The organism is Bacteroidales bacterium, assembly GCA_014860585.1.
Taxonomy (GTDB): domain Bacteria; phylum Bacteroidota; class Bacteroidia; order Bacteroidales; family 4484-276; genus RZYY01.
This window is the reverse complement of the sequence record JACZJL010000102.1, coordinates 1-12,730: the sequence shown is the minus strand read 5'-3', so window position 1 is coordinate 12,730 and position 12,730 is coordinate 1. Positions and strand designations below refer to the sequence as shown.

Here is a 12,730-nt window from a genome sequence, read left to right as displayed (position 1 = left end):
ATTTTGATCAACGGAGAAAGAGTTTTTGAGAATAATTGATTTCATGTCCTGAAATTCTTACCACATAGAGCGCCGGCGTCAAATTCAATTGCCCGATATGAATCTGATCACTAACAATTGATTTAGTGTAAACTACGCTTCCCCGCAGGTCAATAATTTCAATACTGGCATTATCCAGTTTGCTGGCTGGAAGTCTTTCAAGTTGCAACTGATTTCCGGAAACATAGATCAAATTTTCAGAGAGGGAATTCAGGTCACCGGTACCGGCGCCTTCTATGTAGATAAATTCAAGGTCGTCGTAACGCACTTTGCTGTTGGCCACTCCGTTAACTCCGGCGCCGGAAGTCAGAACGAGAAGCAGGTACTCAGGATTAACGGTCGAGAAATAGGTAATTGGTAACGAAAAGCGGGTCCATTCGTTCACTTGTCCATAAATGTTGATTTGTGCTGAACCTATCCAGTTTCCTTCATTTTCGGGGGTTGCGGGTAATGAGCCTTCACTGACATGCAAAATGACCTTAACCTGTGCCGTGTCAATTCCCTGTGGAAAATATTTTGCCCAGACAACAATGCTGTCAGGGCGATTGATAAATGCTGTGTGCCATTTTTCATCCTCAGCTACAGTGTGCGCATTGGCTTTATCAGGGTTGAGATCGGCATGAATCCTGCCGTTGGTAACTATTCCTGTAGCCAGAACAATAGACTGGATATTGGTAAGTTCCACCGAAAAATTGCCGCTGCGGGCATCGGTGCTTTTGCCCCAAACTACAGGTGCAAGATTGTTGATATAATCGCCGGCATCCGAGGTTTTGATTGAACTCCAGTTAACCGGCTCTTCAATTACCGTTCCTGCATCTTCCCATTCTTCAAATCCGGGATTCTGCGGCTGTTGGGCAAAAAGGCAAAATGATGTGATTAAAAATACTAAGGTAATGAGTATTAAATGTTTCATAATTTGGCTATGTTTAGTTTAAATTGTATTTAAAATATGCAACTCAGCGATAATTTAGATCATATCCCAATCCCTGAGAAAGGGCAAAAGTAAAAATTTTCACATACAATCAAATCAGTGATTGTCGTTTTTGACGCTAAAAGTGTTTCAATTGTTACTTTTGCAAAAATGTAAAACCAAATAATACTTCCTTTTGAAAAAATTTACTGAAAAAATACTGGCATTTAGATGGTTAATCATCACTATTGTACTCATGGCAACCGCAGTTGCCGGCTACCAGGTGACCAACCTGAGGATTGACGCGGATATCCTGAGATCGCTTCCGGATAACGATCCCGATGCAGCTTTGCTAAAAAGGATCGGTGATAATTTTGGTGGAAATAACATGGGAATCATCATTCTTGAAACCGATGATGTTTACCAAACTTCTGTGTTGGAGCATGTAAAAGCGATAACCGAATCAGTCGGGGAAATTGGGGGGATAACATCGGTCACCAGCCTTACCAATATCATCAACATAAAAAGTCAGGACCATGGTTTTGAAATCGGGCGGTTGGTGGACGAGTATGAATTGCCCGAAACAGAGGAAGATTTTGAATTACTAAAGGCCAATGTATGGGGAAATGAAATGTACCGGGGCTCAATAGTTTCTGAGGATGGCACAGCTACTTTGATTATTTTTACCCTTAGCCCGGAAGCTGATGTCCGAACTGTAGCAAGCACTGTAATCGAAAAAACGCAGGCGCTCCATATCCCCGAAAAACTCTATTACATCGGGTCTCCAATGTTAGTCAGCTACATTTCCGACCTGATGAGGGGAGATTTAATCCGGCTGCTGCCCATTGCTTTTATCCTGATTGCTGTTATTCTGTTGCTCAGTTTCAGATCGGTTGAAGGAGTGGTCATGCCACTGATGACTGCAGTGATTGCCATTGTCTGGAGCATGGGAATTATGGGACTGTTGAATTACAAAATGTCCATGATTTCCAACAACATCCCCATTATTCTGCTGGCTGTGGGAAGTGCTTACACCATTCACGTGCTCAACAGGATCAACCAGCTCCGGATCACCGACCGCGACACCGCTATCCGCAAAGCGCTCGAATACGTGATGATCCCGGTATTGCTGGCCGCGGCCACTACAATTGTGGGTTTTATCTCTTTTATTTTCGGCGCATACCTCGAAATGATTGTTGACTTTGGTATTTTCACTGCATTGGGAACTTTCTTTGCCTGCCTGCTTTCTGTCTTTTTCGTTCCGGCCCTGCTTGATGTTACCATCTCAAAAAAGAGGGACAAGGAAAACCTGAATAAAATAGTCAGGAAATCATTCCTGTCGGATAATTTCCTTTCACCCATAAAATCGGTTTTGCTCAAGCATCCGAAATATGTGCTGACCACCTGGAGTGTGCTGATTGTTGTGAGTATCATCGGCATATTTTTTATCAAGCGAAGTGTGGATATCCAGGATTACTTCAAAAAAGGAAATCCCACCCGTGAAGCCGAGCGCATCATGGTGGAGAAATTTGGCGGAACAAAACCGGTTTTTGTCCTTTTTGAGGGCGACATGCAAGATCCTGAAGTGTTGAAAACAATGTACGAAACCGGCGATTACATGGAGCAAAGCCCTGATATCTACACTACCCAATCGCTGGCCGATCTGATTTTACAATTAAATGAGGCGATTTCGGGCGAACGTGAAATCCCCGACGATCAGGAGAAAATTGAGCAACTTTGGTTTTTGCTTGATGGAAATGAAGTCTTGCAGCGATTTGTTAATGAAGATCTTACTGAGGGCATTATCATTTCCAAGTTCAAATCACCAGATAACAAATCCAAGCAGGTTTTTGCCGAATACATGAACACATTCATCGGACAAAATTCACGGGATGATTGCCGGATCAGCATTACGGGGATGCCCTTTGTTGACATTACAATGGATCGAAGCCTGATCAACAGCCAGGTAGGGAGCATCACCCTGGCTATCATTTTTGTTATACTTCTTGTTGCAATCATACTGCGTTCCTTCCTGAGCGGCATTTTTTCAGCCATTCCGATCATCGCCGCCATCTCAGTTTTATTTGGTGTAATGGGGCTCACCGGCATCCCGCTCAATATTGCCACAGTGCTTGTTGCAAGCGTAGCCCTGGGCATCGGCATTGATTATTCCATTCACATTATTTCCCATTTCAACCATACGCTGAAAATCACCGGTGACGCAAGAGTTGCCATCGAAGAAACCATCATGATCAGCGGAAAAGCCATCATCATCAATGTAGTCTCCGTATCAGCCGGTTTTTTAATTCTCGTTTTTTCTGATATGGTTCCCCTGCAATACTTTGGCTTCCTTATTGCACTGAGCATGGTCGGCTCAAGCCTCGGTGCACTCACACTACTGCCGGTAATTTTGATTTTAGCATACAGAAATAAAAAAGTTTGATCACCTTAATCAATTTATTATGAGATATTTTCGAGTAATCCCCGTCGTATTTATCGTTTTCTTTTTATCCATTCATCAGGTTAATGCCCAAAATGCCGATGAGTTACTTAAAAAAATGGATGACCTGATGTCGGCCCCCACTGACAGGGTTGCCATCATGGAGATGACAGTTACTGACAAGAATGGCAAAGAAAACATCCGTGAAGCACAGATGAAGCAGAAAGGGAAGGACAGAAAACTTTACCGTTACACCAAACCTGAAAAGCAGGCAGGGGTTTCCACGTTGTCGCTGCCCGATGATGTGATGTGGCTTTTTATGCCGGCATTTGATGAACCTGTCAAGATTACGCTGCTTTCTAAAAGCCAGGCTTTTACCGGAACTGATTTCTCCTACGAGGATATGGACAGCCGTTCGTACAGCGATAAATATGCTCCAACATTGATTAAATCAGATGATCCTAAGTACTTCAAGATGGAATTGGTTCCACGAAACAAGAAATCCAATTATTCCAAAATTGTTCTGATCATGGATAAAGTCAATTTTTATCCGGTAGAAATGGAATATTTCGACGGCAAAGGAAATCTTTTCAAGGAGGCAACCTATCAATATACCAAACAGGGCAAATACTGGTATGCCCGCGAAGTGTTGATGAAAGACCTGAAAAAGGGTTCATCCACCAACATCGTGATGAAGGAAATGAAATTCGATCAGGGGTTGAAGGACGATGAATTTACAGTGGAGAAAATGGTGGAGAAATAGATTGCGAAATTCTAATTTGTATGGTTTATTAATTTTGAAAAATGAAAACAATCATCGACATTGAACAAAAATTAAAAGAGCTCAAGCCTGAATTGATGCAAAAATTTAATGTTGAGAAAATCGGCTATTTTGGCTCATTTTCACGAAACGAACAACATGAGAATTCAGACATTGACATTTTGGTTACTTTCCAAAAACCGCTTGGCTGGGAGTTTTTTGATCTTCAGGATTTACTTGAAAGCGAGTTAGAGCTGAAGGTGGACTTGGTTTCGGAAAAAGCCCTCAAGAAGCAACTAAGACACAGAATTTTAAACAGTGTAAAATACGTATGAGTCCAATAAAGCGGGAATTTATTGTGTACCTCGAAGACATGCTTCAATCAATGAAAAGGATTGAAGAGTATCTCAGCGATCTCGATTTCAATCAATTCAAAAGGACTTACATGGTTGTGGATGCAACCATCAGGAACTTTGAAATTATCGGAGAAGCAGCAAAGAATATCCCGGCTGATATTCAGGAAAAGTATCCAGAAATTCCATGGAGAAAAATGTATGGACTCAGAAATTTAATAACCCATGAATATTTTGGAATTGACTACGAAATGATTTGGGCAATAGCAAAGCGGAATTTACCTCAAAATCAAATTGACCTGGAGAAAATGATTGAAAAGGAAAAAGCGTTGAATGATTAAACAGACCCATAAATCGAAGCCAGTGAGGTAAAACGCTACGCTGGTGTTATGCTCACTTTATAAAATCAAATTTCTTCCCCTGATATCTGGCTTTCTTCATCATCTCCCTGATGCTGATCATGGTTACGTAGGGTGTGTCTTCAATAAACGTATTAACCAGCCATGCAGGAATGCTGCCGCCGGGATCAACCTCCATGCTGAATGTCAGTTCAAGATTACCGTCGCCAAGCACTTTTACCTGCCATTCGCCGTTTCCTTTCACCCGAACAAGTTTATCATAAGGTTCAAGGTATTCGGGCAAAAGATCAATATCCACCTTCAATTGGCTGGCTTTTCTGTTCCATCTGAACTTGTTCAGGTAAATACCATCGCGGTTCGAAAACGGGAAAGGAACTGAGGCTTCAGCCCAATAAACCTGGATGGTATCGCCAGTTCTGGCAAGTAACCGGGCGCCTTTGATGCTGTAACCCCACTCGGGCAACGCATCAATATCCTGCAGTACAGCAACAAATGATTCAACTGTGCCGGGAGCAGTCATCTGCGCCTTGAACGATTTGAAAGCCGAGTTTTGCGATTTCTTTGTAAAAATTTCGACCCCGTCTTTTGTTTTCGATAAAACCCATCCATCTTCACTCTGACCAGACAAACGGCTTCCGGCAAACATTCCAACTAACAGGATAAAAGTAATGATCAGTCTTGTCATGGTGTGATTTCGATTTTTTCAGGAATGTTATAATTGAACACTTTCATGGCAAATCCCCATTCCTGCTGAATTTTTTCCAATAATTCCCGGCTGATAGCATGCTTGTTCTTTTCATAACTCTCCATGCTTTGCTGATAATTTTGGAAAAAAGGCAAGGCTTCTTCAAACCCCTGCAAATCGAGTTTTTCGTAAATCATTTTCAAATTGCCCATTGGGTCATGCTCCAGGTCGTCGAATGCGATTTCCACCAAATTTCCTTCCGGAATCAACACTTTTTGATTCAGAAAATCATACATCAGTTTTTTATAGACCTCAAAAATATGGCTATCAATCTCCGGTTGGGAAATAGTGTGTAATTGAAGATGGGGAAGCATTTTGGCATAAAAATGCCGTGTAGAAAGAAACACTTCAACCGGATTTCGGTGGATATGAATGAATTTGGCATTCGGAAACGTTTCCAGCAAAATCTTAATGCGGGCGGTATTTGGCGGATTTTTCGAGAGAAACTGCTCCCTGCCGCTATTTCTCAGTGCTTTTTTGATCAGAAGGGTATAATCCCTTTTCCACAAATCAGTTTCCTCATCAGAAACGCCTTGAAATCTGATAAAACGTTCATAGTATTTTCGAATGTTTTTTGGGAACATCCAGAAGTAATAAAAACAAATGGGGGTTTTATCACCGAGTGCAAATTCCTCTTCCTGAGGATTTTCGGTATCCAGGGTAACATTGTCGCCTTTTCGGGTTCCGGGTATCAGCAGTTTTGTAAAACCATGGAAGATAAACTGTCCAACGATGTTTAAAATCGTATCGGGGAATACACTTTGATAGGTAGTGACAAAACCCATCCTCTTATCCTGGCACATGAGGTTGTGCAGGTGCGTTGTACCGCTTCGCCAGTGCCCAATGATAAAAACCGGTGGCTTTTCAACTGGTTTGTTGTTAAAGCGCGGGTTAATCAGCCGTCGTTCGTAGGTTCGGAATGGCCAGTTGATTAGGTTGATCACCCAGATAGCAAGTAATCGGAGGTAGTACTTCGGAGAGATTTGATTTTCACGGCAAAAATTCACCAGGATTTTCAGTGAATATCCCACTGCCGGTGGTAAAAGAATGCCGCGTTTCTGCTTCTTTGCTGCTGTCATTTATCTGCAAGCTTTTGCGATTTATCCTTGAAAACTAATTTGAAGAGTGATTTAGTATCGTTAAATCACCGTTTTAAAATGTTGAGGTTTTTAAAAAGACAGTTGCATTGATTTTCGAAGTAATTGCCTTTTGTTCCTGATCAAAGGCCGGTAAAGATGCTATATCTAAAGAAGTCCAATGGGAGAGGAAGCATGAAGTAGAAATGGACTTGTGCAAAATCCTTTATTACCAGGAGTGATCAGGAGCTAATGGCATCAACAATACTATTTGTTTTTGAAGAATTTCTGATCGTACTTTCATTAAAATGCCGCACTTTCAACCATAAAAAACCCACGATCAACTTCAGGATATGCACTTTCGGCAACTCTTATTTTTATTCCGGTATAGCCTGTCCCTACTTTTGTCTCGTGAATTTTCACGAATCATTAATCATTTAAAAAGTTAAAGTCATGAGAACAAAAGTAATGTTAAGCATCGCACTCAGCCTTCTGGTAACGGTATTAACCTTTGGCCAGGGAAAAGAAAATCGTTTTGGGATCGAAATCAACGGTGAAGTATCTTTTGTATCCACCGATCTTGCCGGCGCAAGTTTGAATACCGGTTTGGGGTTCGAAACTATTTTGCAGTACCGGTTTATGCCATTTACCAGCGTTTATGGAGGTTGGGGCTGGGTAAACTTTAACGCCGATGAATCGTTTGCCGGCCCGGATATGGATTTTGAACAAACCGGTTACATTCTTGGATTGCAGTTTATGCGTCAGATTGGAAGCTCGCCGGTTTCTTATTTCGCAAGAGCAGGCCTTTTGTATTCCCATATCGAAACCGAAAACAATGACGGCGATATCATCAGCAACACCGGACATGGCGTGGGTTATCAGGTAGCCGGCGGAATAGAGGTAGCTATGGGTAATAATTGGAGTTTGGCGCCAGGCATCAAATTCAACTCCTTATCGGGTGAAACCGAAATAGAGGGGATGAATTACCAGCTTGATCATCGCTATGTTTCAGCAAGGATTGGTGTGATCAAAAGGTTCTAAAAAATGAATCCAGGTCGGGAAGGGACTTTTTCCTCTTCCCGGCTTTTTTTAGCGCGCTGGTAAATATTAAAATGCGGCCAAAGACCACTGAAATGAAAATAATTGAAAGATATACTCTTAAAAAGGGAAATAAAATGATTTCGCTTGCACTAATAATATTGCCGGGAGTATTTTTCTTACTGTTTGCCATTCTCTTGATTATCAGCCCAGGCAGGGTTGAAACATATAAAGATGAAAATGGAAACAGCCTGCAGGGAAGCCTTTCCGAAAAAATCTTTGTCAATATTGGGGGAGTGAAGCAAGGAATGTTTATCAGGAGTAAAAATGCAGACGATCCGGTTTTACTTTTCTTACATGGCGGACCAGGCTTTCCGAATTACTTCCTTTTTGAAAGTTTCAATCCGGGACTCGAGGATTGCTTTACTGTTTGCTACTGGGAGCAAAGGGGCGGTGGACTTTCTTACACGCCCGATTTAACCATCGAATCCATGACTCTCGACCAGCTTGTTTCCGATGCCATTGAAGTAACCAACTACCTGCGGGAGCGATTTGAAAAGGACAAAATCTATATGATGGCATGGTCTGGCGGAACCACCATTGCTTTGCCAGCAGTATCCAAAGCGCCGGAACTTTTCCACGCTTACATTGCAATGGGACAAATCACCAGGCAGCGCGAATCGGAAAGAATTGCCTACGACTTTATGTTAAAGCAATTCACCGAACTGAACGACCAACGATCAGTAAAGGAGTTGAAGAAGTTCAGAGACCTGAAAACAGAATCAGATTTGACCTCTTTTTACAACTCTGTCACCCGCGACAACCTGATGCACGAACTGGGCATTGGAACCATGCGAAGCATGAAGTCAGTTTTCAGGGGTATTTTCTTACCTGTCTGGACCTGCAGGGCTTACACGCTCAGGGAGAAATTCAATATCTGGAAATCGAAACTGATGTTTCTACCTAAAACAAACCTGAAAAATGAAACCCTGACCACCGATTTTTCCGGAACTTTTCCCGAAATCGCAGTTCCCATATACTTTGTAAGCGGCAGGTACGATTTAACGGTAAATGTTGATTTGTCAAAGGATTATTACCATCGTCTTAAAGCTCCTTTGAAAGGGTTTTACACCTTCGAAAATTCGGCTCATGGCCCCCTTTTTGAAGAACCCGAAAGAATGAGGGAAATTTTAATGAATGATGTGCTGCAAGGAAGAAACGATCTTGCTGACAAAGATTAATTCATATTTGCACAGAAAGTACCATGAACAACATGAAATCAATTTGATGCAATTCGGTAAAAACATTTTCAAGTATCAGCGTGTGCGTGGCAATATTCCTGTAAATTTGAATATTATTTTATAGATAAATCAAGATGGACGAAAAAATACTGAAAGAGCATATCCCGCTGTTAAAGATCATTAAAGTGCTGATATTATTAGCATTAGGCATGCAGTTGATTGTTATCTCACAAATGTACTTCTTCAGGGCAGATTTGTTTGCTGATCCTTACCAACTGTTTATCCGGTTGTTTCGGGGTACTGTTTTGACATTTGTTGCCGGTATGTTCCTGGTGTATCCGGGAGTATTTGTAATCAAAAAATTAAACCGGAAATTGCCCTGGAAAAGATATCCATTGAAACGCTTCTTCATTCAGTTTCCTTTTGCTGTTCTGGGAGGGTTACTTATCACGCCGGTTATTATCCTGCCGGCCACCCTGTTTTTTGGTTTGGAAAGCGATTTTCAAACACTGCTCAACAATGCCTATTACCTGGTGATCTTAAATCTTTTCCTGATGTTGATCCTCGAAGCAAGAATTTATTTTGATGAAAATGACAAATCGATACTTGCAGCTGCCCATTTACAGCAGGAACTGCTCATGGAAGCCTCCAACCGGGCAAGGGTTGAGGCACAAATGCAAATTGAAGAAGAGAAAAACAAATATGCCCAAAAGCTGATCGAACAGGAAAAAAAACTCAACCAGCACCTTGAGGAGGAAATTAAAAAGCGCGGGTTAATTACCCGGCAACTCAACGAAAGTCGCGACCAGCTCAACAGCATACTTTCCAACCTGGCCGGCGCCGCTTACCGCTGCCATTTTGATGAGCATTATACAATGAAATACATCAGCGAAAAAATCTTTGATATTTCCGGTTACCATGCTTCGGAGTTTATTGGCAATTCATCCCTTTCCTTTGCCTCAATCATTCACCCCAAAGATCAGGAGTTTTGCAGGAAAAATATTGAGGAAGCCACTTTGCACAAAACCCATTACGAGTTTGAATACAGAATTATGCACAAAAGCGGGGATATTGTTTGGGTAAACGAAAACGGCAAAGCCATTTACAATGTGGAAGGTGGAGTTGACTTTCTCGATGGAATTATTGTAGACATTACACGACGAAAACAGGCAGAGTTTGCCGTTTCCGAGAGCGAACGACATTACAAGGAAATGATGGACTTTCTTCCGCAACCCATTTACGAACTGGATATCAACGGTAATATCCTCTTCAACAACAGAGCCGGACAGAAATTTTTCAATCTTCCCGATCCTGATGAATCGGAAGAGAAAATATCAGCCCTGAAATTTTTTGTGGAAGAGGATATCCCCAGGGTCATTCAGAACATTAAAAAGTCAAATGAAAATCGCGAAGCCAATCCTAATGAATACACAGTAAAAAAGCCAGACGGAAGTCTTTGTCCCGTATTGATTTACGGTTCCCCAATTGTTCGAAACAATAAGATTGTTGGGCGTAGGGGAATTATCATTGACATTTCGGAACGCAAAAAACAGGAAGTAAAACTGTTGCAAGCCAAGGAAGAACTGGAGCGCATCAATAACACCCTGGAACAAAGCGTTGCGGAGCGGACAAAGCAGTTGACCGAAGCCAATACGCAATTGCTAAAAATGCAAAAGGAAAACCTGCAGTCACAGTTTGAAGTATTGAAACAGCAGGTCAACCCCCATTTCCTGTTCAATAGTTTGAATGTGCTGACCTCGCTGATCAAAATTGATCCTGACCTGGCCGAGTCGTTTACTGAAAGGCTCTCAAAGGTTTATCGCTATGTGCTCGAAAACAAAGAGAAAGATGTGGTAAGCCTGAGCACTGAGCTGGAGTTTTTAAATTCCTACCTTTTCCTGTTGGAAATCAGGTTTATGAAAAAACTTTTTATCGAAATCAATATTGACAAAGCATACTACGATTACCAGATTCTACCCATTGCCATTCAACTGATCATCGAAAATGCGATTAAACACAACACTTTTTCAAAGATCCAGCCTTTAAAAATTGAAATTTTTGTGGATGACAAACAAAGATTAAACATCATCAACAACCTCAATTTGAGAGAGACCAAGCTGGTTTCGACCGGTGTTGGTTTGGAAAACATCAATCGCCGGTATGCGCTTGTTTGTGACCAAAAACCCGAATTCATCAAAACCAACGACCAATTTATAGCAAAGCTACCCTTGCTAAAATCTGATAAAATTGAAACTACTTAAAGCAAATAAAATGAAAGTCGTAATTATTGAAGATGAAGCATTTGCCGCCTTGCGGTTGAAAAAAATGATCCTGGATTATGACCCTGAAATTAAGATCATGGCAGAGCTTGAATCGGTAGCAGAATCGGTGAAATGGTTCAAAGCCAACCCAGAACCCGATCTGATCTTCCTCGACATACACCTTGAGGATGATCTCAGTTTTGCCATCTTCGACCAGGTGAATATCTCCAGCCCCGTCATCTTTACCACCGCATTCGATGAATATGCCATAAAAGCATTTAAGCTCAGGAGCATTGACTATCTGTTGAAACCCATCGTTCATGAGGAGCTTGTCGCTGCGCTGAAAAAGTACGAACAATTCAGTGGTCTTCACCACAGCTCGGTTGATTTGCAGTCGCTTTACAACCTGATTACCGGAAAGGAAAAAAAATACAAAGAGCGGCTTTCCATTTCTATTGGTTCAAAGATAAAAATGGTGGAAGTGACTGATATTGCTTATGTTTTTGTTATGGAAAAAGGGGTTTATCTGCGCACTTTCCAGGGGAATACCTACAGTGTTGATTTCCCCCTCGATAAGCTGGAAGAGATGCTTGATCCCGGAAAATTTTTCAGAATTAACCGGAAATACCTGGTTAATATCCGATCAATCAATGATATGGTGGCTTACTCGCGCAGTCGTGTTAAGCTGGAGCTCAAACCCAGAGCCGATGATGAGTTCGAAACGATCGTCAGTATTGACCGATCGGCGGAGTTTAAAAAGTGGCTGAATCAGTAGAATTTTCAAACTAAGCCAAATGTCAAGTTAACTGAAGGTAGAATCAGGTTGAACGTTGATGCACTCAGGCTTCCAGGGGTCAGTGAGGAGGTGACTAATAAGCCCCAAATAAATGTGTTGAGCAGGGAATTTAGTAAGCATCTGTTTTTTCGATTTATAGTAAATTTGCGCCATGACACAAACTGAAAAATATATTGAATGGTTTTTTCAGTCAGATTACGACCTGGAAACAGCAGAGGACATGTTTGAGTCCGGTCGTATGGTTTACTGTATCTTCATGTGTCATTTGTCATTGGAAAAAGCCCTGAAAGGATTATTTATGAAAGAAAGGGTGAATTCCCTTCAAAATCACACAGTTTGATTTATTTTGTTGAGAAAATTGGTCTCATGTTGAATGATGCAGATTATGAATTCATTTTTATGCTCAATAAAATCTCAGTTCCTACTCGCTATCCTGAAGACCTCCGAAAATTAATCATTAATTTCAGCAAGGAACGTACTAAGACAGTTTTAATTCAAACCAAGACATTGCAAGGATGGATAAAGCAACAATAACTGAAGTAATTTCCTACCTAAAGGAATCATACATAAGTTCTGGGATTAGCGTCGAAGCTATCGCTCTTTTCGGGTCCGCGCTTACCGATAGAATGACTCCCGACAGCGACCTTGATTTGATTGTCATTTCAACACATTTTCGTAATCTTGACCTGTTTGAGCGTGCAAAACTGGCGCT

At 41.5% G+C, this 12,730-nt stretch carries 13 protein-coding genes; 10 read left to right on the top strand and 3 right to left on the bottom strand.

Features of this window, described 5'->3' with window-relative positions:
* Nucleotides 1-7 precede the first annotated feature (7 nt).
* Complete coding sequence (locus tag IH598_10575; protein MBE0638954.1) at nt 8-952, bottom strand: hypothetical protein; 945 nt, start codon at nt 950-952, stop codon at nt 8-10.
* Between the two features lie 193 nt (nt 953-1,145).
* Here IH598_10575 and IH598_10570 point away from each other — a divergent pair, with 193 nt between their 5' ends.
* Genes IH598_10570 through IH598_10555 form a run of 4 tightly spaced genes read left to right on the top strand, consistent with a single transcriptional unit; the run spans nt 1,146 to nt 4,843 of the window.
* Nucleotides 1,146-3,392: an RND family transporter gene (locus IH598_10570; GenBank protein ID MBE0638953.1), complete on the top strand. Its 2,247-nt coding sequence runs from the start codon at nt 1,146-1,148 to the stop codon at nt 3,390-3,392.
* 19 nt (nt 3,393-3,411) lie between these two features.
* Nucleotides 3,412-4,152, top strand: coding sequence for an outer membrane lipoprotein-sorting protein (locus IH598_10565; protein ID MBE0638952.1), 741 nt, complete (start codon nt 3,412-3,414; stop codon nt 4,150-4,152).
* 41 nt (nt 4,153-4,193) lie between these two features.
* On the top strand, nt 4,194-4,484 hold the full coding sequence (locus IH598_10560) for a nucleotidyltransferase family protein (protein ID MBE0638951.1): 291 nt from the start codon (nt 4,194-4,196) through the stop codon (nt 4,482-4,484).
* A gap of 5 nt (nt 4,485-4,489) precedes the next feature.
* Entirely contained in the window at nt 4,490-4,843 is a 354-nt protein-coding gene (locus IH598_10555) for a DUF86 domain-containing protein (GenBank protein ID MBE0638950.1), read from the top strand.
* Between the two features lie 52 nt (nt 4,844-4,895).
* On the opposite strand, the gene IH598_10550 is transcribed toward IH598_10555, so the two are convergent.
* Both IH598_10550 and IH598_10545 read right to left on the bottom strand, forming a co-directional pair.
* A complete protein-coding gene (locus tag IH598_10550) occupies nt 4,896-5,546 on the bottom strand; it encodes a hypothetical protein (GenBank protein MBE0638949.1) in 651 nt (216 codons plus the stop codon).
* The gene (locus IH598_10545; protein MBE0638948.1) at nt 5,543-6,685 is read right to left on the bottom strand and encodes a sulfotransferase; all 1,143 of its coding nucleotides are present in this window, start codon (nt 6,683-6,685) and stop codon (nt 5,543-5,545) included. The genes IH598_10550 and IH598_10545 overlap by 4 nt, the downstream gene beginning before the upstream one ends.
* Nucleotides 6,686-7,135: 450 nt before the next feature.
* Here IH598_10545 and IH598_10540 point away from each other — a divergent pair, with 450 nt between their 5' ends.
* From IH598_10540 to IH598_10515, 6 genes are all read left to right on the top strand, one after another.
* Nucleotides 7,136-7,723 carry an outer membrane beta-barrel protein gene (locus IH598_10540; protein ID MBE0638947.1) on the top strand — a complete coding sequence of 196 codons (588 nt, stop codon included), beginning with the start codon at nt 7,136-7,138 and terminating at the stop codon, nt 7,721-7,723.
* A 92-nt stretch (nt 7,724-7,815) separates the two neighbouring features.
* The gene (locus IH598_10535) at nt 7,816-8,961 is read left to right on the top strand and encodes an alpha/beta hydrolase (protein MBE0638946.1); all 1,146 of its coding nucleotides are present in this window, start codon (nt 7,816-7,818) and stop codon (nt 8,959-8,961) included.
* Nucleotides 8,962-9,095: 134 nt separating this feature from the next.
* Nucleotides 9,096-11,222 carry a PAS domain S-box protein gene (locus IH598_10530; protein ID MBE0638945.1) on the top strand — a complete coding sequence of 709 codons (2,127 nt, stop codon included), beginning with the start codon at nt 9,096-9,098 and terminating at the stop codon, nt 11,220-11,222.
* Between the two features lie 10 nt (nt 11,223-11,232).
* Nucleotides 11,233-11,997 carry a response regulator transcription factor gene (locus IH598_10525; protein ID MBE0638944.1) on the top strand — a complete coding sequence of 255 codons (765 nt, stop codon included), beginning with the start codon at nt 11,233-11,235 and terminating at the stop codon, nt 11,995-11,997.
* Between the two features lie 172 nt (nt 11,998-12,169).
* On the top strand, nt 12,170-12,358 hold the full coding sequence (locus tag IH598_10520) for a HEPN domain-containing protein (protein ID MBE0638943.1): 189 nt from the start codon (nt 12,170-12,172) through the stop codon (nt 12,356-12,358).
* Nucleotides 12,359-12,533: 175 nt separating this feature from the next.
* On the top strand, nt 12,534-12,730 hold a 197-nt coding region (locus IH598_10515; protein MBE0638942.1), incomplete at its 3' end, for a nucleotidyltransferase domain-containing protein.

Bases quoted from the DNA above. Each gene is read 5' to 3' on its own strand.
- IH598_10520 (MBE0638943.1), top strand. From the start codon at position 12,170: ATGACACAAACTGAAAAATATATTGAATGGTTTTTTCAGTCAGATTAC.
- IH598_10565 (MBE0638952.1), top strand. From the start codon at position 3,412: ATGAGATATTTTCGAGTAATCCCCGTCGTATTTATCGTTTTCTTTTTA.
- IH598_10530 (MBE0638945.1), top strand. From the start codon at position 9,096: ATGGACGAAAAAATACTGAAAGAGCATATCCCGCTGTTAAAGATCATT.
- IH598_10525 (MBE0638944.1), top strand. From the start codon at position 11,233: ATGAAAGTCGTAATTATTGAAGATGAAGCATTTGCCGCCTTGCGGTTG.
- IH598_10575 (MBE0638954.1), bottom strand. From the start codon at position 952: ATGAAACATTTAATACTCATTACCTTAGTATTTTTAATCACATCATTT.
- IH598_10535 (MBE0638946.1), top strand. From the start codon at position 7,816: ATGAAAATAATTGAAAGATATACTCTTAAAAAGGGAAATAAAATGATT.
- IH598_10540 (MBE0638947.1), top strand. From the start codon at position 7,136: ATGAGAACAAAAGTAATGTTAAGCATCGCACTCAGCCTTCTGGTAACG.
- IH598_10560 (MBE0638951.1), top strand. From the start codon at position 4,194: ATGAAAACAATCATCGACATTGAACAAAAATTAAAAGAGCTCAAGCCT.
- IH598_10545 (MBE0638948.1), bottom strand. From the start codon at position 6,685: ATGACAGCAGCAAAGAAGCAGAAACGCGGCATTCTTTTACCACCGGCA.
- IH598_10550 (MBE0638949.1), bottom strand. From the start codon at position 5,546: ATGACAAGACTGATCATTACTTTTATCCTGTTAGTTGGAATGTTTGCC.